Origin of the sequence: Blastococcus colisei (genome assembly GCF_006717095.1) — a bacterium.
Lineage (GTDB): Bacteria > Actinomycetota > Actinomycetes > Mycobacteriales > Geodermatophilaceae > Blastococcus_B > Blastococcus_B colisei.
On record NZ_VFQE01000001.1, the window covers coordinates 1,529,907 to 1,553,664 of the forward strand.

A 23,758-nucleotide genomic window follows, 5' to 3' on the forward strand; every position below is an offset into this window, starting at 1 on the left:
CGACATGGAGGCACTGGCATGACCAAGACCGTCCAGAACCTGATCGACGGCGAGTGGACCGGCTCGCCCTCCTTCCAGCGCACGAACCCGGCGCGGCCGGGCGAGGTCGTCGTCACCGCGCCGTCGTCGTCCGCGGCCGACGTGGACGCCGCCCTCTCGGCGGCCACCGCGGCCCAGCCCGGGTGGGCGGCGATGCCCCCGCCGGCGCGCGGCGCGATCCTGATGGACGCCGCCGACATCCTGCGTTCGCGGCACGAGGAGGTGGCCCGCGACCTCGTGGCCGAGGAGGGCAAGACGCTCGCCGAGGCCAAGGGCGAGGTGCGCCGGGCGATCGACGTGCTGCGCTACTTCGGCGGCCAGGGCTGGCGCGCCGAGGGCGACGTGCTGCCCAGCGCGACGCCGGGGACGACGGTGGTCACCCGGCAGGAGCCGCTCGGGGTGGCCGGCCTGATCACGCCGTGGAACTTCCCGATCGCGATCCCGGCCTGGAAGATGGCGCCCGCCCTGATCAGCGGGAACGCCGTCGTCCTGAAGCCCGCCGAGCTGACCCCGCTGACCGCGTCGAACCTGGCGTCGGCGCTGGTGGAGGCCGGGCTGCCGGCCGGCGTGCTGAACGTCGTCCACGGCCGCGGCTCGGTGGCCGGGGACGCCTTGGCTCGCGACCCGCGCGTCGCGGCCCTGTCGTTCACCGGCTCCACCGCCGTGGGCCTGGGCCTGGCCGACGTGATGAACGCCCGGCGGGCGCGGGTGCAGCTGGAGATGGGCGGCAAGAACGGCTACCTGGTGCTCGACGACGCCGACGTCGCCACGGCGGCATCGATCGTCGCCGCCGGTGGCTTCGGGCTGACCGGGCAGGCGTGCACCGCCACCTCGCGGGTGTACTGCACCCCGGGCGTGCGGGAGGCGTTCACCGAGGCGCTGGCCAAGGCCGCCGAGAGCATGGTCGTCGGCGACGGGCTGGCGTCGGGCACCACGATGGGCCCGGTCGTGAGCGACGCCCAGCTGTCGAAGGACCTGTCGGCGGTGTCGGGTGCGGTGTCCCGCGGTGGCCGCGTGGCGGCCGGCGGCACCGACGTCGAGGGCCTGGCCTTCCGGCCGACCGTGGTGACCGACGTGCGCGGCGACGACCCGCTGGTGCGGGACGAGGTGTTCGGCCCGGTCGTGGCGGTGCTGGAGGTGCCCGACCTGGACGCCGGCATCGCGGCGATCAACGACTCGCCGTACGGGCTGACGGCGGGCATCTGCACCTCGTCGCTGTCGGCCTCCTACGAGTTCGCGGCGCGGGCGCAGGTCGGCGTCGTGAAGGTGAACCGGCCGACCGCCGGCCTGGACCTGAACGTGCCCTTCGGCGGGGTCAAGGACTCCTCGACGAACACGTTCCGGGAGCAGGGGCCGCGGGCGACGGACTTCTACACCTGGTCCAAGACCGTGTACCTGGGTCATTCGTGACGGCGCGGTGGACCGTGCCGACCCGGACGCTGTCGTCGGCCGACCTGGTCGCGCTGCCGAAGGCGGAGCTGCACCTGCACCTCGAGGGGGCGATCCGGCCGGAGACGGCGCGGGAGCTGGCCGACCGGTACGACCTGCCGCTGCCGCGCACCGGCCGGTTCACCGACCTGGGCGAGTTCGTGGTGGCCTACGAGCAGGCGCGCGACCTGATCGGCTCGCTGGAGGATCTCCGGCGGGTGGCCGCCGAGATCCTGACCACCGCCCGGGAGAACGGCGTCGTGTGGACCGAGGTGCACCTCATCCCGCCGACGTACGCCGGCCGGCTGGGGCCGGACGAGGCGGTGGTCGAGGCGGTGCTGGACGGCCTGGCCTCGGCCGCCGGCCCCGACGCCGCCGCCGGGCTGATCATCGGCGTGAACCGGATGCTCCCGGTCGCCGACGCCGACCGGTCGCTGTCGCTGGCCCTGGCCTACCGCGACCGGGGCGTCGTGGGGCTGGGGCTGGCCGCGGACGAGGCCCGTTTCCCGGCCTCGCTCTTCGAGGACGTGTTCGGCCGGGCGGCGGACGCCGGGTTGCCGGCGGTGCCGCACGCCGGTGAGGGCGCCGGCGCCGGCAGCGTGCGGACCTGCGTGGAACGCCTGGGTGCGCGCCGGATCAACCACGGCATCCGGGCGGCGGAGGACCCGGCGGTGGTCGACCTGCTGCTCGAGCGCGGCGTCTCGCTGGACGTCTGCCCGACGTCGAACGTCGAGCTGCAGATCGTGCCCGATCTGGCGTCGCATCCGCTGCCCCGGTTGATCGAGTCCGGGGTGCCGGTGTCGCTCAACACCGACTGCCCGTTGTTCCTGGGGGCGACGACGGTGGGGGAGTACGCGCTGGCGTCGTCGGCGTTCGGCCTGGAGCCGGACGCCCTCGCCGCGATCGCGCGGACGTCGCTGGTCACGAGCTCGTGCCCGGCCGACCGTCGTGAGCGCGCGCTGGCCGGCGTGGCGGACTGGCGTCCGACAGGCTGAATTCGGCCTCGCCGTCCTCCGTGTCGATGTCATGTCAAAGTGCCGCCGTCCACGCGTGGCGCCGTCCTCAGCGGGCAGGAGAACTCCGACCCACCACTGAGGAGGACCCATGCGCAGGACGCGACGGATGGTGGCCGGGGCCGCCCTGGCCATCGGCCTGGGGCTGACCGGCTGCGGCTCGGCCGATCCGGGCAACAGCCCGGGCGACGACTCGGTCACCGACATCGAGGAGGAGGAGGTCGGCTCGCCCGACCAGGTCGACGGCGGCGAGGAGGACGCGGACAGCGTCGACAAGGGGACGGGCGGCATCGACGACGACGACAACACCGGCGGGGAGGAAGACACGCCCGCCGACGACGACGCCGACATCGACGACGAGACCGGCACCGACGGTTGACCTGGCGACGTCGGCCTCCGCGAGGGCCGGCGCGGCCGCCCGTCAGCTGCGGGAGAGCACCGGCCGGGTCTTGGCCCAGGTGAGGAACCTCGTCGCCTGCTGCAGGTCGGGGATGTCGTTGCCGACCAGCGAGCGGAGCAGGTCGTTGCTCCAGACGGCCAGGCGCCCGATCGTCCAGGCGACCTTCTCCGCCGGCGGCAGGTCGAGCTCGAAGACCAGCTTGATGATCTCCTTCTTGCCGTCGGTCGGCGCCGAGTAGCGGAGGATCGGCAGGAACCGGGTGGGCTCGGCGACGCAGAGCACCTTGGTGAGCAGCGGCTCCTTGTTGAACGAGGGGAAGCCGACCTTCTTGCCGTCGACCAGCTGGGTCAGCCGGTCCTCCAGGCGCAGGCTCTCGGGGCCGTGCAGCAGGAACTCGATCGAGTCGCGGACCTTCTGCGCCGCCTTGTCCGCACCCTGGGTCTTCCACGCGCGGGTGAGGCCGGACATGTTGCCGGCGCCGGCGACCGTGTCGGTGAGGGCGAACTCGAGCAGGTCGTCCGGGCTCGCGCTCTTCAGCCCGTCGCGGCTGAACAGCTCCTGGTACTTCGCGCGGTGGTCGACGACCTCGGCGCTGGGCGCGCCGTGGTGCTCCAGCTGGAAGTCCGACACGAGCATCGCCACCCGCTCACGGACGTCGGGGCGGACGTCGAGCGTCGTCGGGAAGGCGGCGTGCAGCGAGTCGATGGTCCGGACGGCGGGCCGGCCCGGGTCGCGCCGGGCCTCGCCGCGCAGCCACTCGTGGCCGCAGTCCTCGCAGTGGATGAGCAGGCGGCTGTCGGCCTGCGGCGTGCCGTTGATGTCCTCGGAGTGGCACTGGGGACAGGCGATGAGAGGCATGAGGGTTCCCCGTTCGTTCGGTGGGTCCGTGCACGAGCACCGGCCGGCCCAGCCGCGCCTCGGTGTCGTCGAGGCCGTCGGGAGGACGGCGAACCCTCGGTGGGGCGCGTCGCCGTCGGTCAGATGGTCCCAGCCTCCCACGCCGTCGCCACCGAGCCGGCGCGGTGACCGGCGGGCGCGAAGGATCAGGTCGTGTCGACGGCGTCCGGGCCGACGAGCACCGTGTGGCCCAGGCGGTCCTGCTTGGTCCGGAGATAACGAACGTTGTGCGGTGTCGGGACGGTGGGCAGGGCCACCCGGCCGATGATCTGCAGTCCGTGCCCGTCGAGCCCGCCGTACTTGGCGGGATTGTTGGTGATCAGGCGGAGCCGCTGGACCCCGAGGTCGCCGAGGATCCGGGCGCCCACGCCGTAGCTGCGCGAGTCGACCGGCAGCCCCTGCGCGATGTTGGCGTCGACGGTGTCCAGGCCCAGTTCCTGCAGCGCGTACGCACGGATCTTGTGTCCCAGTCCGATGCCCCGTCCCTCGTGGCCGCGCAGGTAGACCACGACGCCGCAGCCCTCGGCGGCGATCGCGCGCAGCGCCTGCTCCAACTGCGCCCCGCAGTCGCAGCGCAGCGATCCCAGGATGTCGCCGGTGAGGCACTCGGAGTGCACCCGCACCAGTACCCCGGCCTCCGACCGGCCGGCGGCAGCGACGTCGCCCATGACCAGCGCCAGGTGCTCCACGTCGTCCAGCGTGCTGCGGTAGGCGACGGCCCGGAAGTCGCCGAAGGCGGTCGGCATGGCCGAGCCCGCGACCGGCTCCACCAGGCGCTCGCTGGACCTCCGGTGGCGGACCAGGTCGGCGACGGCCAGCACCGGCAGCCCGTGCTCGTCGGCGAAGGCGCGCAGGTCCGGGCCGCGGCGCATCGAGCCGTCGTCGGCCACGATCTCGCTGATCACGCCGACCCCCGACAGGCCCGCCATCGTCAGCAGGTCGACGGCGGCCTCGGTGTGCCCGGCCCGCCGCAGCACTCCACCGGCGCGGGCGCGCAGCGGGAAGACGTGGCCGGGCCGTCGCAGGTCACGGGGGCGGGTGGCCGGGTCGGCCAGCGCCCGCGCGGTCGCCGTCCGGTCGTCCGCCGACACGCCCGTGCCGGTGCCGACCGCGTCCACGCTGACGGTGAACGCGGTCTCGTGCAGGTCGGTGTTGTCGGCGACCATCAACGGCAGCCGCAGGTCGTCGGCGCGGGCGGCCGGCATGGGCACGCAGACGATGCCCGTGGTGTGCCGCACGAGGAAGGCCATCTGGTCGGGGCTGACCAGCTCCGCGGCGACGACGAGATCGCCCTCGTCCTCCCGGTCGGCGTCGTCGATCACCACGACCAGCCCGCCGTCGGCGAGCGCGGCGACAGCGGACTGCACCACCGCTGCCGCATTCCGCTGAGGGCCTGCCGGGTTCACGGCCGGACCGCGTCGAGCGCGACGTGGGTGCCGAAGTCGCGGGAGTAGTAGGTCAGCGGTCGCCCCGAGCCCGGGTCGGCGACCCGCACGTCCCCGAGCAGCACCACGTGGTCGCCGCCGTCGACCGGTTGCGCGACCGTGCAGCCGAGAAAACCGCGCGCCCCGAGCAGCCGGGGTACGCCGTCGGCGGTCTCCCACGGCACCCCGGCGAACTTCAGGCTGCCGCCCTTGCGGGCGAAGGCGGTCGCCAGGGCCGCCTGGTCGCTGCCCAGGATGTTGAGCCCGAAGCGGTCGGTCCGGCCGACGACGGCGAGCAGGTCCGATCCGCGGTCCAGTGCGACGAGCACCATGGGCGGGGCCATCGACAGGGAGACGAACGCGCTCACCGTCGTCCCGTGCGGCCGGTCGCCGTCGAGGCTGGTCACCACCGAGACCGGTGTGGGCACGCCCGCCATGACCTCCCGGAACCGGTCGCGCAGGCCGTCGTCCCCGGACGGTCGGCTCATCTGTCGCTCCTCGTTCAGGACGACGTGGGGGCGGGCGGTGCCCGCCCGCCCCTACGTCGCCGGCGGACCAGGGGTCAGGCGGTGCCGGCCTTCTCCTTCTCGTAGCGTTCGGTCATCGTCGCGACGGCCTGCATCTGCGCGGCCGCGTAGCCCTCCCGCTTGCCCATCGCGTACTCCTTCGCGTCGAGGGTGCGCTGGGCGTGGCTGATGGCGCCCCCCTGGAAGTGCGGCATGACGTGCTGGGCGATCAGCTCCCACGAGCGCTTCGTCGCCTCCGGGTTGGCCCACTCGTGACCGAGGAGCAGCATGGCGCCGAACCCGCCGGACTGGTCCCACAGTCGCTGGACCTGGGCGCGGGCGTCCTCGACGGTGCCGATGGCGCCGATGCCGGCCTCGTTGATGAAGTCGATCATCTCCTTGGCGTCGCCGCCCTCGACCGCCATCTGCGGGAACGCAGCTGTCTTCTGGAAGTAGCGGAACCAGGTCTCGATGCCGAACTGGACGTCGGCGTAGGCCTGCTCGCGGGTCTCGGCGATGTGCATGAGGCCGACCAGGCGCCAGTCGCGGCGGGAGACGGTCTGGCCGTGCGCGGCGGCCCGCTCCTCGACGACGTTCCAGTGGTGGGCGAGGGCGTCGAAGCCGTCCTTGGTGAGAGTGGCGCCGATCGAGAGCAGTCCGATCCCGTGCGTGCCGGCCATGCGCGGACCGGTGGGCGAAGCGACCGCGGCGACGGTGATGTCGAAGCAGGGCTGGGTGTAGGGGCGCAGGTGCAACCGGGCGTCGACCAGGTTGTGCGTCTTCGTCTGCGCGGTCACCGTCTCGCCGCGCAGCAGCCGCATGATGATGTCGAGGTCGACCTCGAGCAGCTCCCGGGTGTCGGTGGGGGTGAGGCCCAGCATCATCGAGTCGGTGGGCAGCGAGCCCGGGCCGCAGCCGAGCATCGCGCGCCCGCGGGTGAGGTGGTCGAGCAGCACCATCCGCTCGGCCACCCAGAGCGGGTTGTGGTAGGCGATCGAGGTGACGCCGGTGCCGAGCTTGATGTGTCGGGTGCGCTCGGCGGCCGCGGCGATGAAGATCTCCGGCGAGGCGATGATCTCCGTCCCGGCCGAGTGGTGCTCGCCGATCCAGGCCTCGTCGTAGCCGCAGCGGTCGAGGTGCTCGACCAGTTCCAGGTCCCGTTGCAGGGCGAGCGTCGGGTTCTCGCCGGCGGGGTGGAAGGGAGCCAGGAAGGTGCCGAAGCGCAGACGGTCCATGTCGTTCTCCTCGTGACGGCGGTGGTCTGTGAACGTAAGGTGCGTCACACCTCGGCCGGTGTTCAGAAATCTGACGGTCCGGCGGCCGCCGCTCGGGGCACGGTCGGCGGTGGGTGCGGACGGTCCCGGGAGGGCGGTGGTCGCTGGTGGTCAGTCCGTGGGAGCAGTTCCAGCTGGGGGAGGAGACCACCGAGGGCGTGCGGGCGGAGATCCTCACGTCCTGGCGCCGGTCCCGGCTCTCCGGCGTCGACCCGCAGCGGGTCGACCTGCCCTACCTCGAGCCCGACGTCGACACGCGGTTCGCCCGCGCGGCGGTGCCGGTCGTCGCCCGGCTGGCGCCGCTGCTGGTCGGCAGCGACACCTGCCTGGCGATCACGAACAACGCCGGCCAGGTGCTGTGGCGCTGGGTGTCGGATCCGGCGCTGCGCGCCGAGCTGGACCGGATGGAGGTCGTCGAGGGCTTCTCCTTCGACGAGGAGCACGCCGGCACGAACGGGCTCGGCACGTCGCTGGAGGCGAGACGGGTGACCATGGTGCGCGGCTCCGAGCACTTCAAGGAGCCGTTCCACCGCTTCACCTGCGTGGCCGCTCCCGTGCCGCATCCGCTGAGCCGGCGGGCGGTGGGCGCGGTCAACATCACCTGCCGCGCCGCGGAGACCAACGACCGCCTGCAGCCGGCCGTGCTGGCGCTCGTCCGGGAGGTGCAGGAGGCGTTGCTGCACGCGGCCGGGGCCCGGGAGCGGCAGCTCTTCGACGAGTTCCTGACCTCGGCGCGCGGGGACGCGCCGGTCATCACCCTCGGTCCCGACGTGCTGATCGCCAACCGCGCGGCCGCGGCCCTGGAGGTCGACCGGGACGCCCTCTGGTCGCGAGTGCTGGGGGCGGTGGAGGACGGCGGCCCGATCTCGATCCCCGAGCTCGACGACCGCACGGCCTCGCTGCGGCTCATCTCCGAGGGGCCGCGGATCTCCGGCGCCGTCCTCGTCCTGGACCCGTCCGCCCCGGGCGGTCCGCCGACGGACGCCCCGAGTGCCGGCGAGGTCACCGGGTCCGCCACCGACCGGTTGACCGCGCTGGTGGGGCGGCTGCTGGCCGACGGCGCCGGCGTGGCGGTCCGCGGCGAGCCCGGCACGGGCAAGCGGCACCTGCTCGCCGCGGCGCTCGCGGCCCAGGGCGACGAGCCGCTCGTCCTCGACGCGGCGCTGGGGTCGGAGACCTGGGCGGGGCAGCTGGAGGGGACGTCGGGCGGCTCGGTCCTGCTGGCGCACCTGGAGCGCCTGACCGCGGCGGACGCCGACACGCTGGCTGCCCTGCTGCCGGGCCTCCCGCTCCGGGTGACGGCGACGATCACCGGCCGGGCCGACCACCTGACCCGGCTGCTCGACGCGCTGGACGCGACCGTCGTGGAGCTGCCGCCGCTGCGGCTGCGCGCCGCCGAGGTCGACGGGATGGTGCGGGCGTTCGCGCCGAGCGGCGCCCGCTTCATCCCGCAGGCGCTGGCCGCCCTGCGCGACCACCCGTGGCCGGGCAACGTGGCCGAGCTCCGGCTCGCCGTGCGGACGGCGGTCGCGGCGGCCGGGAGGAGGCCGGTCGGTGTCGACCACCTGCCCGCGGCGGTCCGTGCCAGCCCCGGCGGTCGGAGGTTGAGCCCGCTGGAGAAGGCCGAGGCGACGGTGATCGCGGACGTGCTGGCCGCTTGCGGTGGGAACAAGACCGCGGCCGCGCGGGCGCTGGGCCTCGCGCGGCCCACCCTCTACGCCAAGCTGCGGATCTACCGGCTCTGATCGTCGACCGGCGCCCCGGTGGGACCGGTCACGTTCGGGGCCACGGGTCGGCCTGCCGATAAGAGCAGGTGAGGCGACGGCTCTCCGCTACCCCGCCGCCTCGGGGGTGCACTGACGTGAGGTTCCGACGAGGGCGGATCGGCAACTGGCTGGCCGTGCTGGCCGGCGCACGTCCCGACGTGCTGGCCGCGGCGCCCGGTGCCCGCGCCAAGTTCGTGGCGCTGGGCGGGGTGCTGCTGAGCACGGGCGGGCTGGCGCTGGTGTCGATGGCCTTCGCGGTGCACATGGCCCTCGGCGTGTGGTGGCCGGTCGCGCTGCTGGTCGGGCTGGGCTGGGGCCTCGTGGTCGTCAACCTGGACCGGATGCTGCTGGTCGGGATGGCGCACGACGCGTCGCTGAAGCGGAACCTCGTCCTCGCCGTCCCCCGGGTGGGGCTGGCGCTGGTGCTCGGCGTCGTCATCGCGACGCCGCTGACCATGCAGGTGTTCGGCAAGGAGATCGACACCGAGATCGTCACGATGCAGGCCGAGCAGGGCGACGCGTACCGGGCTTCCCTGGCCGACGACGCCCGGTTCGCGCACCTGCCGGAGCTGGAGGCCGGCATCGCCTCCGCCGAGGCGGTGGTCGCCAGTGGCGGCCGTGCGGACGACGGACTCGCGATCGTGCGTGCGGACGTGACGGCTCGCCAGGCGGAGCTCGATGCCGCTGTGGCGGTGTCCCGCCAGCTCGAGGCCAAGGCGCAGTGCGAGCTCGACGGCTCGTGCGGCACCGGTGACGCCGGGACGGGGCAGGCCTATCTGGAGGCGCGGGCTGCTGCCGATGCGCAGGCGGCGGTGGTCGTCTCGGCGCGTTCGGCCCTGGACGCCGCGGTGGCCGCGGCGTCGGCGGCCGAGGGGCGCAGCGCTGGGCTGGCCGCGTCGTCGCTGGAGACCGACCGGGCGGAACTGGAGCGGCTGACGGCCGAGCAGGACCGGCTGCAGGCCGCGTTCGACGCGACCAACACCGGCTCGGGCGGCCTGCTGATGCGGCTGCAGGCGCTGGACCGGCTGGGCGATCGCAACGGCACGCTCGCCGCCGCGCAGTTCATGCTCTCGCTGCTGTTCATGAGCGTGGAGGTCCTGCCGGTGCTCATGAAGCTGCTGCTCAACTTCAGCCCGCCGACGGCGTACGACCGGCTGGCCGCGATGCGCGACCGCGGTGACGTCGACATCGAGGAGCTGGCGCAGGAGTCGCGGAAGACCGTGGCGATCGCGAAGGAAGAGCTGCTGGTGATGGCCGAGAAGGAGCGGGTCGACCGGCAGAAGGAGGCGATCCTGGCGCGCCGCCGGACGGCGCTGGCCGAGGTGGCGGCCCGGACCCGGACGCCGCAGCCGGCGCCCGTCGACGTCCCTCCGGAGCCGGCCCGGCAGATGTGGGACACCGGCCCGATCCGGGAGCTGGCCCGCAACGCGGCGATCCGGACGGTGCGCACCGTGCGCCGCCGTCCCGAGGACCGGGTGCCGGTCTGACCCGGTCTGAGCCGGCGATCGTGTGCGCGGATGTGCAGTTCTCGGACCTGTGCATCCGCGCACGCCGTCGGCCGGTGGCGCAGGGCGTCGGTCGGAGTCAGTCGCACAGCAGGTCGAGAGCCGCCTGACCGTTCCGGCGGGCGTCCTCGGGGAGCTGCAGCCACGCCGGCGCGGTCGGATCGGCGAGGTGCTCCCGGAGGTGCAGCAGGCGCGACCGGTCGCTGCCGGAGGGCGTGCGCTCCTCGAACGGGTCGACGCAGGCCAGCAGGACGGCGGCGTCGGTCAGGTGCCGGTCGCGGTCGCGGGTGTCCGCCTTGTGCGCTGCTGCCTTGAGGATCAGCGCACCGAAGGCGTCCGGCACGCTGACCGTCGTCGTCCCTGATCCGCTGATCGCCAGCTCGGCGAGCACCGTCCGCCGGAGCGCCTGCGTCCCGCCGTCGATCTGCACCAGGTCGAAGCCGCGGATCCGCTCGAGGGCCCTGGGTGGCGCGTGATCGGCGGCGACGACGTCGACGACGGAACTCACGAGGTCGACGACGGCGAAACCGCGGACGAACCGGTGTGCCGTGCCCGTGCGGGGGTCGATGCCGGGCGTGAGCTGGTATCCCAGCTGCTCCAGGCCACGGGTCACTTCCGCAGCGCGGCCGCGCGCGCTCTCCACGTGCAGCAGGACGTCGACGTCGTTGGTGGGGCGCACCACCGGCAGGCCGGCGGCGACGCCGTGCAGCTGCACCATGAGTCCGCCGATCAGCGTCCACGCGGACGACGGCACCGCCGCAGCCAGCTCCGCGACGTCCGGCCACGGACGGCCCCACCCGCCGGACGGTGTGGGTGGCCGGAGGACCTCAGCCACGCAGCGATCCCAGTGCGCGATCGAGGATGCGGTGGCCGGCCGAGCGCTCCCGGGCGTCGGTCGAGCCGGCCAGGTCGAGTCCGGCGAGCACGTGGCGACGTCCGTCCGCGAGCTCGGTGACCACGTCTGGCGGCATCTCGGTCGTCCGCAGGACGACGTTGCCGGCGGGGTCGGGACTCAACCGGTAGCGCTGCACCAGGCGGCGCAGGGCGGAGGCGGCGACGTATCCGTCGAGGCGATCCGTCGCGGTGAGCCCGCCGACGTCCTCCGTTGATCCGGAATCGACGACGTCCCGGGTCAGGTGGCCGAGTGCCCGCGGGTGGGCGTGGAAGCGGTGGACCTCGGCCCGGTTGCGGGTGCGCGCGGCGAGCTCGACGGCGGTGCTGCCGGCGAGAGCGGACCGCAGGCGGGAGCGCTGTGCCTGCCCGAGCCACGGGGCGGGGTGGTCCTCCAGCAGCGCGACGGCGGCCCAGGCGGTGGGTTCCTCCCACGCCCGCGGGCGGCTGCCCTGCCGCTGGGTGATCCACTGGGCGACGGAGTCGGCGTCGATCCGGTCGGGGCCGATCGCGATCAGCCCTCCGCCCGCGACCAGCCTCTGCACATGCCGGACCGAGACACCGATCCGGTCGGCAGCCTGCTGCGTCGTCAGAAGCGCCATACAGACAGTGTCGTCACAGCGACACTGTCCATCAAGCCGAATCCGGCCCTGGATCTATCGTCGAGGCCCGGAGGGTGACGCGCCCGCCGACCGGTCCGGCGCCGGAGCAGCGGCATCGGTTAGACAGTGCACATGACCGAGCTGACGACGCAGACCGGTGGCGGCATGCTCTCCCGCGAGGAGATGGACGCCGCGCGCGAGCGGCTGCCCATCGTGTACGTCGATGTGGTGCCGGTGCGGGTGGACGACCACGGCACGGTGATCGCCGTCGGTCTGCTGCTGCGGGCCGGTGAGGACGGGCAGATCAAGCGGGCGCTGGTCTCGGGGCGGGTGCTGTACCACGAGCGGATCCGGGCGGCCCTGCTCCGCCACATGGAGAAGGACCTCGGGCCGCTGGCGCTGCCGCGGGTCCCGCCGGCGCCGCAGCCGTTCACCGTCGCCGAGTACTTCCCGACGCCTGGCGTGACGCCGTTCCACGATCCGCGGCAGCACGCGGTGTCGCTGGCCTACGTCGTGCCGGTCGAAGGCGACTGCGAACCGCAGCAGGACGCACTCGAGCTGACCTGGTTCTCGCCGCTCGAGGCCCGCGACCCGGCGGTGCTGGCCGAGCTGATGCACGGGCAGAGCACGCTGCTGCTGCAGGCCCTGGCGCATCTCGGGGTCTGACGGTCACCTGGCGCCCCACCGCGGGACATCTCGTCCTTCCCGGCGCCGCTTCCGGGGGACAGCGCCCCTGGTCGGATGCCAGACTGACCCGTGCCGCCGAGGACCCGGTACGCCCGCAGCGGTGATCTGGCCATCGCCTACCAGGTCGTCGATGGAGACGGGCCTGACCTCGTGCTGGTGCCCGGCTTCGTCTCCCACCTCGACTGGGGCTGGCAGGAGCCGACCCTGCGGCGGTTCCTGGAACGACTGTCCGGCTTCAGCCGGCTGATTCTCTTCGACAAACGCGGGACCGGCCTGTCCGACCCTGTTGCCGGGTCCGCCACGCTCGAGGAGCGGGTGGATGACCTCACTGCGGTGCTGGACGCCGTGGGCTCGCAGGAGGCGGCCCTCCTGGGGGTCTCCGAGGGCGGAGCGATGGCCATGCTCTTCGCCGCGCAGCACCCCGACCGCACGAAAGCGCTGGTGCTGTACGGCGCATCGCCCCGTCTCACCGCCGCGCCCGGGTACCCGCACGGCGCCGACGAGGCGGGGATGATGCGGCTGCTGAACGGTCTGGTGGAGCGGTGGGGGGAAGGGGTGGCGCTGTCTGCCTGGGCGCCCAGCCGGGCCGACGACCCGGGTCTGCGTGCCTGGTGGGCGGGGCTGCAGCGGATGGGGGCCAGTCCGGGGATGGCTCGGCGACTGTTCGCCGTCTACCCGATCGCCGACGTCCGCGGCATCCTCGCGGCGATCCACGTGCCGACGCTGGTGCTGCAACGGCGGGGTGACCACCTCCTCCGCCCGGAGATCGGCCGCTACCTGGCCGCGCACATCCCCGACGCCGGCTTCGTGGAACTGGAGGGCGAGGACCACCTGTTCTTCGTCGGTGACACCGACCAGCTGCTGGCCGAGATCCAGGAGTTCCTCACCGGCTGCCGGCCGGCGCCGTCGGCCGCTGAGCGGGTGCTGGCGACCGTGCTGTTCGTCGACGTGGTCGGCTCCACCGCGCTGGCGGCCCGGGTCGGGGACGCCGCATGGGCGTCGATGCGGGCACGGTTGCTGGCCGCGGCCCGCCGGGAGCTGGCACGGCACTCCGGGCGCGAGATCGACGTCGCCGGTGACGGCCTGTTCGCGACGTTCACCGGCCCGGCGCGGGCGATCCGGTGTGCGGTGGGGATCCACGAGGCAGCCCGCGGCCTCGGCTTGTCCCTGCGGGCGGGCGTGCACGCCGGGGAGGTCGAGCGCGTGGACGGCGGCGTCTCCGGTCTGGCGGTGCACATCGGCGCCCGGGTGATGGCCGAGGCGGCGCCGGGTGAGGTGCTGGTGACGGGAACGGTCAAGGACCTCGTCATCGGCTCCGGGTTGGACTTCGCCGAGCGAGGCGTGCGCGCCCTGCCCGGCGTTCCGGGGACCTGGCCGGTCTACGCCGTCGCCGATTGACCGTGCCGCCGCTGTGGACGACCGGTGCCCAGCGGCGATCGGCGCCGTTAGCCTCGGGCGGTGCTCCAGGAGCTGCGGCCGATGCTCTCCGACGCCGTCATCCGTCGCTCGGTCGGCGACGACGCGTGGCGGCGCGGCGCTGCCTACGCTCGCGAGGGCCGCGTCTCGGAGATCTCCTACTCGCGCTCGACCGGCGAGGTCGGCGCCCTGGTGATCGGCAGCCAGCGGCGCGTCTACCAGACCGTGGCGGTGTACGACCGCGCCGATTCCCGGTGGTGGGGCGAGTGCAGTTGCCCGGTCGGCGAGGACTGCAAGCACGCCGCCGCGGTGCTCGTCGCCGTCCGGCAGGCCCTCACGGCGCCGCCCGCACCTCCTCGCACGCCGGACTGGGAGCTCGCGCTGGCCGATCTGGTGCCGGCCACGGCGCAGCCCGGGCTTGGCGGGACCACTCCGGTCGGACTGCAGTTCGACGTCGAGCAGGCGGGCGGGCGGGCTGCGTCCGAGGTGTCGGTACGGCTGCGCCCGGTCGTGCCGGGCGCGAAAGGGCGTTGGGTGCGTACCGGGGTGTCGTGGCGGAACCTGCCGTACGACTACTCCGGGCGGCGCGACCCCGCGCACGTCGCATCGCTGGTGGCGCTCCACCAGGCTCATCGGGCGGCCGATGAGGGCACCGGCTACTACTACCGCTCCGCTGACGTGCCCGTCCGGCTCGAGGAGTTCGGTCCCGCGCTGTGGCCGGCCCTGCAGCAGGCCATGGACGACGGGGTGCCCCTGCTGACCACGCGTGGCAACCCGGTGCGGGTCGCCGAGCTTCCGGGCGCGCTCGCGGTCGACGTCCGCCGGGACGGTGGTCCCGGATCTGAATCGGATGCCGGCCTGCGGGTGCAGGCGGTGGTGGAGCTGGCCGACGGCGTCGGCATCCCGGGGGAGTCGGTGCGGCTGCTCGGCAGCCCTCCGCACGGCGCCGCGCTGACCCCGGCGGCCGACGGGCTGCCCGCAGGCATCGTCCCGGACGACGGGCTGCTGCTCGTTCCGCTGCAGCGGGTTCCCCGGAGCGTCGAGCGGCTGGTGACCAGCGGGCCCGTGCGGGTGCCGCCGGCCGATCGCGCTCGCTTCCTCACCGGCTTCTACCCCGCTCTGCGCCGCGCGCTGCCGGTGCGCTCGTCCGACGGATCGGTGGAGCTTCCGGAGGTGCTGCCGCCGCAGCTGTGCGTGCACGTCGAGCACGCCGCCGGTCACCGGGTCCGCCTCACCTGGTCGGTGCAGTACCGCGCCGGCGACGACGTCCGCCGCGTGCCGCTGGCCCGCGGAGACGGTGTCTCCGGGCGCGATCTCGCTGCCGAGGACCGGCTGCTGCGGGCGCTGCCCTCCCCGCCGGACCGGTTGCTGCGCATGTGGCACGTCGGCCCGAAGGCCGGCCCGACGCCGGTCGCCGAGCTGTCGGGCGTGGACACCGCCGTCCTGGTGACCGAGTTCCTGCCCCGGCTCGCCGACGCCGGGGTGCTCGTCGAGATGACCGGGGAGCGGCCGGAGTTCCGGCGGACCGAGGCCGTTCCCGTGGTCGAGGTGTCCGCCACCGACGGCGGGGACGCCGACTGGTTCGACCTGGGCGTCACCGTCAGCGTGGACGGCGAGGACATCCCGTTCGTGCCGCTGTTCGCGGCGCTCGCGACGGGGGAGGAGCACCTCCTGCTGCCCAGCGGGACGTGGTTCGACGTCCGCCGGCCGGAGTTCGACCAGCTGCGCCGGCTGATCGAGGAGGCCAGGGCGCTGCAGGACACCGACCGGCCGGGCCTGCGGATCAGCCGCTACCAGGCAGGGCTGTGGGACGAGCTGGTGGAGCTGGGGGTGGTGGCCGAGCAGAGCGAGCGGTGGTCGCGCGACGTCCGGGCCCTGCTGGACGTCGACGGTGCTGCGCCGCCGGCGGCGCCCGCCGGGCTCGATGCGCAGCTGCGGCCCTATCAACTGCAGGGCTACCAGTGGCTGTCGGTGCTGTGGGACGCCGGGCTCGGCGGCGTGCTCGCCGACGACATGGGGCTGGGCAAGACGCTGCAGACCCTGGCGCTGGTCTGCCGGGCGAAGGCTGCCGGTGATCTGACCGCGCCGGTGCTCGTGGTGGCGCCGACGAGCGTGGTGTCGAACTGGGTGCGGGAGGCGGAGCGGTTCGCGCCCGGCCTCGCCGTCCGGCCGATCAACGCCACCGGCCGCAAGCTGGGCATGTCGGTGGCCGAGATGGTCGACGGCGCCGACCTGGTGGTCACCTCGTACACGCTGCTGCGCCTCGGCGAGGAGGACTACCGGGGGCTGCCGTGGACCGGGCTGGTGCTCGACGAGGCGCAGTTCGTGAAGAACCACGCGGCGAAGACCTACGCCGCCGCGCGGCGGCTGCCGGCCCGGTTCAAGCTGGCCATCACCGGCACCCCGGTGGAGAACAACCTCATGGACCTGTGGTCGATGCTCTCGATCGTGGCGCCCGGGCTCTTCCCCAACCCACAGCGGTTCACCGAGCACTACCGGACGCCGATCGAGCGGGGCGGCGACTCCGACGTGCTGGCCGCGCTGCGCCGCCGGATCCGGCCGCTGATGCGCCGCCGGACGAAGGAGCAGGTGGCCGCCGAGCTGCCGCCCAAGCAGGAGCAGGTGCTGGAGGTGGTGCTCAACCCGAAGCACCGCAAGGTCTACGACACCCACCTGCAGCGGGAGCGGCGCAAGGTGCTCGGCTTGGTCGACGACCTGCAGAAGAACCGGTTCACCATCTTCCGGTCGCTGACCCTGCTGCGGCAGCTGGCGCTCGACGCGTCGCTGGTCGACGAGTCCTACGCCGGCATCCGGTCGAGCAAGGCCGACTCATTCCTCGAGCACCTGCAGGAGGTGGTCGCCGAGGGCCATCGTGCGCTGGTGTTCAGCTCGTTCACCGGCTTCCTGGGCACGGTGCGCGCGCGGCTGGACGCCGAAGGGCTGCCCTACGCCTACCTCGACGGGCGCACGCGCGACCGGCAGGGGGCGATCGATCTCTTCCGCGGCGGGAGCGCGCCGGTCTTCCTCATCAGCCTCAAGGCGGGCGGGTTCGGGCTCAACCTCACCGAGGCCGACTACGTGTTCGTGCTCGATCCGTGGTGGAACCCGGCGGTGGAGGCGCAGGCGGTCGACCGCGCGCACCGGATCGGCCAGGACAAGACGGTGATGGTCTACCGGCTGGTGGCCGCGGACACCATCGAGCAGAAGGTCGTGGCGCTCCAGGCGCGCAAGCGCGACCTGTTCGCCCGGGTGCTGGACGACGACGCCGGCGCCCTGTCCGGCGCGCTGACGGCCGACGACATCCGCGGCCTGTTCACCTGATCCGGCTACACGCGGACGACGGCGAATCGGTGGCCGGCGTGTTCTGACAGGGCCCGAAGGTCCCCGGGGTCGCTGGTCAGGACGACGCTGCCGGGTCGGGTGCTCGCTGAGGCGGCCACCACGGCTTCGACGGCGGAGATGTCTCCCGCGCGCCCCGTGCGGGTACGCAGGACGGCGGCCTCCCGCGCCTGCACCTCGGTGACGGGACGGACCTGGCAGGCGCGCAGCAGGCGGTTCACCTGGAAGTCGCGTCGATGGTCACCGGTGAGCGCTTCGGTGAGCACCACCGCGGGAACCTGGGCCGGCCACAGACCCCGCCGCTGGAGTTCGCGAAGTCGCGCTCGCTCGCCCACCAGTGCGGTCAGACCGCCCGAATCGAGGACCAGGGTCACGCGGGACGGCCGGCGTTCGGTGTCGTCGGCAGCCCGGCCACCCAGGTCTGCGCGGCCTCGGCCTCGGCCGCCGAGATCGGACCGAGCTCCGCGTCGAGTTCCAGCAGGTAGGCATCGAGTGCGGCGACCTTGGCCTGCCGATCGAGTTCTTCGGCAAGAGCGGCAGAGGCAAGCCGCGACACGTTCAGGCCCGCCTCGCGCGCCTGCTCGACCAGCTCGTCCGGAACCGTGATGTTGACGCGAGCCATGCGCATACCATACACATTCTTGAGAGGTGTGGGGGTGGCATCAGCCGACGTGAATGGCCCGTTCGGCGAGGGACATCCGCACCCGTTCCTGCTCCAGCCGGACGGAGGGGCCGAAGGCGTCGGTGACCAGGGCGGCGTACAGCTCGCTCTCCTCCGGGGTGAGCCGGTCCAGTCGTTCGGCGGTGGGACTCGGCTCGCGCACGAACTGGGTGCGGTGGGCCAGGAGCGTGTCTCGGTCCATCAGCAGCGAGCGGGTGTGGGGGAAGGCAGCCCGAAGTCGGTCGAGGATGGCGAGGCCGTGGGTGTCGATGTCACCCCAGTACCGGAGGTCGACATCGGCCAGCCAGGCCAGCGGGGTGAGGCGACGGGCTGCGTACCCCCCACCGAGGAGCACTGCGGTGCTGGGCTGGGGTGGCAGCGCGAGGTAGGTGATCTCGTTCTCCACGACGATCACGGTGCCGGCGTCAACCGGCGCGTGTGCCAGCTCGTCGACGCGGACGGCGATCTCGCTGAACGGCCCGGCGTGCTCCGGCGGCAGCCGGACGCGGACATAGTCGGGTTTGCTCCGGAAGCCGAAGCGGCCGGCGAAGTCCGACCGAAGGCGGGCAGCGTCGATCCGTTCCGGCGGTAGCTGATGTTCCAGCAGGTCGGCGAGCAGTCCGCGGTGCGTCTCCACGAATTTGGTGTCGACCCCCGGCACGTCGATCTCCCGCAGATAGCTGCCCGGTCGCGCCTCCCGGTCGATCCAGAGCACCGTCGTGACCAGCCGGTCCCAGTCGTCGCCGGCCGCCAGCACCCGCATGGGGAACCGGGTCATCCACTCGGCCAGCGCCGGCGCTCGTTCTCGCGCGCATGCCAGCCGCGCATCGAAGGTCTCGACGTCCCTCCGGACGCCGAGGACGGAGATCAGTTCGTCCCAGCCGTCGATGGCCACGCGGGACGGCAGCCGGTTGATGCCGATCAGCCGCCCACCGATCGGTGCCTCCACCACCCGGACGCCGCGCGGTACCGCCGTCCAGCCCGCCCGCCAGGCGCGGACGTCGTCGAACCGGTCGCCGATGTCGCGGGGCCCGGGCCCCCGGATGGGCAGGTCCAACGGCTCGAACGGCAGACCGGCCGCGTGGGCGGTGAGGAAGATGCCGCGGTCCCAGCGACGCCGCATCTGGTCGCGGACGTCTGCCCAGGTCGTCCACTCGCTGCGTCGGCGCCCGGGCGCGCCCCTGCTCCCCGTGCCCGGCATGTCAGCGCGCGTCGCCGGCGACCCGGCGCAGTGCCTGCTGTTCGCGGTACTCCTCGATGGTCATGCTCTGCAGCCGGGAGAAGTTGCCGGTCGGGTTGTCGACGAACCCGACCGCGGCCACGTGCGGCTCGATGACGTGGATCTTCTGCAGCGGCGTGACGATGAGCAGCTGCAGGCCGAGCCGGGTGAACAGGGTGAGCGCGAACCGGGTGGACTCGTCGGACCCGCGGCCGAACGCCTCGTCGATGACGACGAACCGGAAGGTCTTCGACCGGGCGGCGGCGGGGTCGAGCCGGAACTGGTAGGCCAGCGACGCGGCCAGGATGGTGTAGGCCAGTTTTTCCTTCTGCCCGCCGGACTTGCCGCCGGAGTCGCTGTAGGTCTCGTACTCCGTGTCGTCCTCCCGCCAGCGCTCGGAGGCGGTGAAGACGAACCAGTTGCGGACGTCGGTGACGAACCGTGACCAGTTCCGGTCGACGTCGCCGTGTCCCGGGCGACCGCGAAGCCGTTCGACGATGGCCTGCACCTGCAGGAACCGCTGTTCGGAGTACTGGTCGTCGCCGTCGGCGAGCGCGTCGTCGGTGCAGGCGCGCAGGTCGCGCTTGAAGTCCTTGATCTCGGGATGCGGGGTGAGCTGCGTGTCCAGCCGGATGTAGCGGCCGGGGTTGTAGTCGATGCCGACCAGGGAGGCGTTGATCGTCGCCACCCGCTGGGTGATCAGCTCGGCCCGCTTGTTGAGCTCGGCGAGGAACCCGGCGATGTCGCGGATGGTGTTCTCGTTCAGGTACCGCTTGAACGTGGCCTCGAAGCGGGGCAGGTCGTCGCCGGTCAACCGGTCGTGCAGGGCCCGGAACTCGCCGGCTGCCGCCACGGAGGCGTCCATCTCGCTGGTCTCGACGGGATGGTCGCTGATGAACGTCCCCATGGCGCGGACCAGTCGCGATTCCACGCCGGACTGGCGCTTCGCACGCTGGTCGCGGTCCTCGGTCAGCTGCCGGCGCAGCGCCTCTTCCAGGGCGTCGACGCCTTCGAGCGTGGCCGGTGATCCACCGGGCTGCGCCGCGGCCCGGCCGGCCAGGGCGTCCAGGTGCTCGTCAGGCACGCTCCCGGCGGCGTCCAGCCGGGTCGCGACGCCGGTGGCGCGCTGCTCGGCGTCGGCTAGTTCGCTGCCGTGCCTGCCCCGCCGCTGCTGGCAGGCCGACAATGCGTCGTCCGCTTCGGAGATGGCGGAGCGGACTCCGTCGAGCTCCCGGTCGATGCGCTGCAGCTCGCCGGAAGCGGTCAGCAGCCGCTCGCGTTCGGCGGTCAGGTCGGCGATCCGCCGGACGACGGCCTGCCAGTCCAGCTCGGTCCAGTCGTCGAAGACGTCCAGTTTGCTCAGCGTGCGGCCCCGCTCGGCCGCGGCCTTGTAGGCGGCTTCCACTCGGGCGCGGTCGGCGGCCAGCCGGTTGAGCCGATCCTGCAGCCGCTGAGCCTCGACCAGGAGCGCGTCGATCTTGTCCGCGTTGCTCCAGCCGAGCACGTAGGAGCGGCGGTCGTCGATGCGGGTGGCGTCGTTCTTCTCGTGCCGGCCACCTGCCTTGATCTGGCCGGCGCGGGTCAGCGCCTTCGGGGTGCGCTGGAACGCCTCGATGGAATCGACGCAGGCGTGGTCGGCGCGGTGGGCCAGCTGCGTCTCCAACCACGGCCGCACCGCGGAATCCTTGATCTCCAGCTTCGCGGCGAGGGAGTCGGAGGACGGCAGTGCCGGCAGCGCCGGAACGCGTGCGGGGACGCGGTAGTAGACCAGCCGGGTGCGCAGGTCGTGGGCGTCGATCCAGCGTGAGACGGCGGGGTAGTGCTCGTCGGGGACGAGCAACGACAGGGCGAACCCCCGCAGCAGGCGCTCCGCGGCGCCCTCCCAGTCGCGGTGGGGCGCGCCGACCTGGATCAGCTCGCCGGCGAACGGCAGCGCGGCCCCCGGGATGTCGAGCTCGGTGACCAGCCGCTGCCGCAGTTCCAGGCTCTGGCGGGGCAGGCTGCTGGTGCGCTGGCGCAGGCTGGCCAGCTCGGCGCGCAGATCGTCGGACTCGTCCTGCAGGCCGCGCTCGTCGACGGCGAGCTCGCGGAGCCGGTTCTGCGCTTCGGCGGCGTCGGACTCGGCGGCTGCGGTCGCAGTCCGGACCTCGGCCCGCCGGGTGCTGAAGCCGTGCTCGTCGGCGACCGGGTCGAGGCCGGCGGCGCCGAGCAGGCCGGCGAAGGTGGCAGCCTTCTGCCGGCGGGTGCCGAGGGCTCGCTGCTCGGCGTCGACCAGCTCGTCGATGCGGGCCAGCCGGTCGCCGCCGTGCCCGGCACGCTCGACGATGAGCGCCCTCTCGCGCGCCCGGTCGCGGCCCAGATCGTCGGCGAGCCGGGCGAGCTCGCGATCGTCGTCGGCCACCGACTCGCGCAGGCGCGCGATCCGCCGGGCGAGCAGGTCCGCCCGCAGCCGCCCGGTGACCACCGGCAGGGCCTCGCGCTGGGCGTCGAGCGCGGCGATCTCGGCGCCGAGCCGGTCGTGCGCATCGGCGTCGGTGAGCACCGGGCGCAGCTGGTCGAGCTGCGTCCGGGCGCGGACCACCGACTCGTGGGCGCGGGTGAGGTCGTCGAAGTGGGCGACCAGCTGGTCGATCCAGCCGGCAGCGTCGAAGGGCTCGAGCATGTGGCTGCGGACGAAACCGTTGAGGTCGCTGACCGCCTTCATGGACACCGTCTGGTGGAACAGCTCCAGGGCCTGCTCGGAGTCGATGCCGAGCCGGCGGCGGTACTCGCGGCCGTAATCGGGAAAGACGTTCTGCACCGAGACCCCTGCCTGGGCACGCAGGCGGCGCTTGAGGGCGGTGACGTCGGTGCCGAAGTCGGCGAAGTCGGCCGCGATGGTGAGGTCGCGGTCGGCGGTCACGTAGAAGCGGTCGGGCTGGCCGCCGTCGCCGTCCTTGAGCCAGAACACCTGCGCGAGGGTGACGGTGGCGTCGTAGCCGGGGTTGGTGAAGACGGCGAGCAGCACCGAGTAGGTGCTCCCCGCGCGCAGGCCGACCTGCCGGGTGGTGCCGGTCGCCTCGTTGCGCTCGGAGCGCCAGTGGCCCTGCACGTAGGAGCGGAGGCTGCGCTCGCGGGTATCGGCGCCGGCGGCCTTGTTGTAGGAGATCCGCTGCGCCGGGAGAAGCAGGGTGGTGACGGCGTCGACGACGGTGGACTTGCCCGACCCGATGTCGCCGGTGAGCAGCGTGTTGGCGCCGCTGGCGCGCAGGGTCCACACCTTCCGGTCGAACGTGCCCCAGTTGAGCAGTTCGAGGCGGTCGAGCCGAAAGCCGGACCCGGCCTCGGGCGTCGGCGGCTCGTCGGTGGCGAGGTGGACGGGCGAGGTCACGGCTGTGCACCTTCTTCGGGCTCGGCGGCGGCATCGGGCGCGCCGCGCAGCTGGGCGGCGTAGGCGGCGAGCCGGGTGTCGAAGTCGGCCAGCCACTGGGCGTCGACGAAGGCCTTGAGGATGCGGCGCACCTCGACCGCGCCGTCCGAACCCGGCACCCGACGGAGAAAGCCGAGCTCGACGACCTTGGTGATGGACTGGTCGACCTGGTCGACGAGGCGGGCCTCGTTGCTGGTGGCGGGCAGGAAGACCCGGAGCATCGCGACGATCTGCTCGCGGGTGAGGATCAGCCGGCTGCCGGCGTCCGTGGCGTCGAACTCGGCCAGCCGGCGGCGCAGCAGTGCGAGCAGCAGGCTGACGTGGAAGGACAGCGAGCGGCGGGCGACCAGGCGCGGCACGGAGGTGGCGCCGTCATCGGCAGCGTCGTCCTCCCGCTGCCGGAGGAATGCGTAGCCCTCGGCCTCGTCGATCACCGGGACCAGGCCGATGGTGGACATGTACTCGCGCAGCCGGCTCTGCAGTGGCAGCAGGTGGCGCCAGACCTGCTCGTGCGTGTCGCGGTACACCACGCCCTTCATGAGCGAGGTGGCAACCAGCGGCAGGTCGAGTTCGGAGTGGGCGGGCGGTGCGGTCACGTGCCACCTCCGGGCTGCGGTTGAGGGCCGCTGCCGATGCTAGGAAGGGGGTACGACGAAAGAACGTGCGGCTTCGCGTGTCGGCGCGGCGACAGACGCGTGCGTGGTGGGGACTGCGCGGATCGAGTCAGTAGAGATCGAAGGCAGCGTGGATGGCCTCGGTCAGGGCTTCTTCCTGATCGGGCAGCAGGAAGCCGATCTGCCGGCCGAGCGCGGTGCTTGGCACCGTCGTCACGTTGTCGCAGCTCACGACGCTGGGCTGGTCCAGTCCGTTGGCCGCCCCGACTGGCACTTCCGTCGACAGCCCGCGGATCGTGCCCGTGATCGGTGCCACGGTCACGCGGGTCAGTCGCGGCCTGACCAGCTCGCGGGTGAGCACCAACACCGGACGACTCTTGTCCAGCCGGGCGACGTGGATAGGTCGCATCAGTCCAGGTCGTCCATGCGGACCGTTGCGGCGAAGTCGGCGAGGGCGTCGAGGTCGGGATCATGGGGATTGGCGGCGAGAATCTCTGCATCCCGCGCCGCGACTTCCCTGCGCCGCTCACGCTCCAGCGCACGAGTCACTACCGCAGCGCGACTGGTCGCCCGTCCGTGCGCGACGAGAGTGTCGACGAAGTCAACGAGGTCGTCCGGCAGGCGGACGGCGATCTGCTTGCTCATCCCCGGACGGTACCGAATTGGGA

General features: G+C 73.1%; 21 protein-coding genes. 8 read left to right on the plus strand and 13 right to left on the minus strand.

Features of this window, described 5'->3' with window-relative positions; translation table 11 throughout:
- Positions 1-18: 18 nt before the first annotated feature.
- The 3 genes from FHU33_RS07300 to FHU33_RS07310 all read left to right on the plus strand — a co-directional run bounded on the left by FHU33_RS07300 (position 19) and on the right by FHU33_RS07310 (position 2,859).
- A complete protein-coding gene (locus FHU33_RS07300) occupies positions 19-1,449 on the plus strand; it encodes an aldehyde dehydrogenase family protein (RefSeq protein ID WP_142024741.1) in 1,431 nt (476 codons plus the stop codon).
- Positions 1,450-1,463: 14 nt separating this feature from the next.
- Entirely contained in the window at positions 1,464-2,462 is a 999-nt protein-coding gene (gene add, locus FHU33_RS24880) for an adenosine deaminase (protein ID WP_170182350.1), read from the plus strand.
- Positions 2,463-2,571: 109 nt separating this feature from the next.
- Positions 2,572-2,859 (plus strand): hypothetical protein, encoded by a 288-nt coding sequence (locus FHU33_RS07310; RefSeq protein WP_142024743.1) that lies wholly within the window; start codon positions 2,572-2,574, stop codon positions 2,857-2,859.
- Positions 2,860-2,901: 42 nt separating this feature from the next.
- On the opposite strand, the gene FHU33_RS07315 is transcribed toward FHU33_RS07310, so the two are convergent.
- From FHU33_RS07315 to FHU33_RS07330, 4 genes are all read right to left on the minus strand, one after another.
- Entirely contained in the window at positions 2,902-3,738 is an 837-nt protein-coding gene (locus FHU33_RS07315; protein ID WP_142024744.1) for a hypothetical protein, read from the minus strand.
- Positions 3,739-3,923: 185 nt separating this feature from the next.
- On the minus strand, positions 3,924-5,147 hold the full coding sequence (locus tag FHU33_RS07320) for a bifunctional 3,4-dihydroxy-2-butanone-4-phosphate synthase/GTP cyclohydrolase II (protein ID WP_211355031.1): 1,224 nt from the start codon (positions 5,145-5,147) through the stop codon (positions 3,924-3,926).
- Between the two features lie 32 nt (positions 5,148-5,179).
- Positions 5,180-5,689 (minus strand): flavin reductase family protein, encoded by a 510-nt coding sequence (locus FHU33_RS07325; protein ID WP_142024746.1) that lies wholly within the window; start codon positions 5,687-5,689, stop codon positions 5,180-5,182.
- Between the two features lie 74 nt (positions 5,690-5,763).
- Entirely contained in the window at positions 5,764-6,942 is a 1,179-nt protein-coding gene (locus tag FHU33_RS07330; protein WP_142024747.1) for an LLM class flavin-dependent oxidoreductase, read from the minus strand.
- A 146-nt stretch (positions 6,943-7,088) separates the two neighbouring features.
- Between FHU33_RS07330 and FHU33_RS07335 the strand changes: the two genes are divergently transcribed.
- Positions 7,089-8,726, plus strand: coding sequence for a sigma-54-dependent Fis family transcriptional regulator (locus FHU33_RS07335; protein WP_142024748.1), 1,638 nt, complete (start codon positions 7,089-7,091; stop codon positions 8,724-8,726).
- 116 nt (positions 8,727-8,842) lie between these two features.
- The gene (locus FHU33_RS07340; protein WP_142024749.1) at positions 8,843-10,234 is read left to right on the plus strand and encodes a DUF4407 domain-containing protein; all 1,392 of its coding nucleotides are present in this window, start codon (positions 8,843-8,845) and stop codon (positions 10,232-10,234) included.
- Positions 10,235-10,331: 97 nt separating this feature from the next.
- Here FHU33_RS07340 and FHU33_RS07345 read toward each other — a convergent pair whose 3' ends face one another.
- Positions 10,332-11,087, minus strand: a complete 756-nt coding sequence (locus tag FHU33_RS07345) for a hypothetical protein (RefSeq protein ID WP_142024750.1) — start codon at positions 11,085-11,087, stop codon at positions 10,332-10,334.
- Positions 11,080-11,745 (minus strand): helix-turn-helix domain-containing protein, encoded by a 666-nt coding sequence (locus tag FHU33_RS07350; RefSeq protein WP_142024751.1) that lies wholly within the window; start codon positions 11,743-11,745, stop codon positions 11,080-11,082. The genes FHU33_RS07345 and FHU33_RS07350 overlap by 8 nt, the downstream gene beginning before the upstream one ends.
- Positions 11,746-11,877: 132 nt before the next feature.
- Between FHU33_RS07350 and FHU33_RS07355 the strand changes: the two genes are divergently transcribed.
- The 3 genes from FHU33_RS07355 to FHU33_RS07365 all read left to right on the plus strand — a co-directional run bounded on the left by FHU33_RS07355 (position 11,878) and on the right by FHU33_RS07365 (position 17,169).
- Positions 11,878-12,411: a DUF4916 domain-containing protein gene (locus FHU33_RS07355; protein ID WP_142024752.1), complete on the plus strand. Its 534-nt coding sequence runs from the start codon at positions 11,878-11,880 to the stop codon at positions 12,409-12,411.
- 90 nt (positions 12,412-12,501) lie between these two features.
- A complete protein-coding gene (locus FHU33_RS07360) occupies positions 12,502-13,830 on the plus strand; it encodes an adenylate/guanylate cyclase domain-containing protein (protein ID WP_142024753.1) in 1,329 nt (442 codons plus the stop codon).
- A gap of 60 nt (positions 13,831-13,890) precedes the next feature.
- Complete coding sequence (locus FHU33_RS07365) at positions 13,891-17,169, plus strand: DEAD/DEAH box helicase (protein ID WP_142024754.1); 3,279 nt, start codon at positions 13,891-13,893, stop codon at positions 17,167-17,169.
- A 5-nt stretch (positions 17,170-17,174) separates the two neighbouring features.
- On the opposite strand, the gene FHU33_RS07370 is transcribed toward FHU33_RS07365, so the two are convergent.
- The 7 genes from FHU33_RS07370 to FHU33_RS07400 all read right to left on the minus strand — a co-directional run bounded on the left by FHU33_RS07370 (position 17,175) and on the right by FHU33_RS07400 (position 23,735).
- Entirely contained in the window at positions 17,175-17,561 is a 387-nt protein-coding gene (locus FHU33_RS07370) for a hypothetical protein (RefSeq protein ID WP_142024755.1), read from the minus strand.
- A complete protein-coding gene (locus FHU33_RS07375) occupies positions 17,558-17,809 on the minus strand; it encodes a type II toxin-antitoxin system CcdA family antitoxin (RefSeq protein WP_246063383.1) in 252 nt (83 codons plus the stop codon). Before FHU33_RS07375 ends, FHU33_RS07370 begins: the two co-directional genes overlap by 4 nt.
- 40 nt (positions 17,810-17,849) lie before the next feature.
- A complete protein-coding gene (locus tag FHU33_RS07380) occupies positions 17,850-19,049 on the minus strand; it encodes a DUF3322 domain-containing protein (protein WP_142024757.1) in 1,200 nt (399 codons plus the stop codon).
- 1 nt (position 19,050) lies between these two features.
- Positions 19,051-22,437 (minus strand): ATP-binding protein, encoded by a 3,387-nt coding sequence (locus FHU33_RS07385; RefSeq protein WP_142024758.1) that lies wholly within the window; start codon positions 22,435-22,437, stop codon positions 19,051-19,053.
- The gene (locus FHU33_RS07390; protein ID WP_142024759.1) at positions 22,434-23,072 is read right to left on the minus strand and encodes a DUF4194 domain-containing protein; all 639 of its coding nucleotides are present in this window, start codon (positions 23,070-23,072) and stop codon (positions 22,434-22,436) included. Before FHU33_RS07390 ends, FHU33_RS07385 begins: the two co-directional genes overlap by 4 nt.
- A gap of 127 nt (positions 23,073-23,199) precedes the next feature.
- Complete coding sequence (locus tag FHU33_RS07395; RefSeq protein ID WP_142024760.1) at positions 23,200-23,499, minus strand: type II toxin-antitoxin system PemK/MazF family toxin; 300 nt, start codon at positions 23,497-23,499, stop codon at positions 23,200-23,202.
- A complete protein-coding gene (locus tag FHU33_RS07400; RefSeq protein ID WP_142024761.1) occupies positions 23,499-23,735 on the minus strand; it encodes a YlcI/YnfO family protein in 237 nt (78 codons plus the stop codon). Before FHU33_RS07400 ends, FHU33_RS07395 begins: the two co-directional genes overlap by 1 nt.
- Positions 23,736-23,758 lie beyond the last annotated feature (23 nt).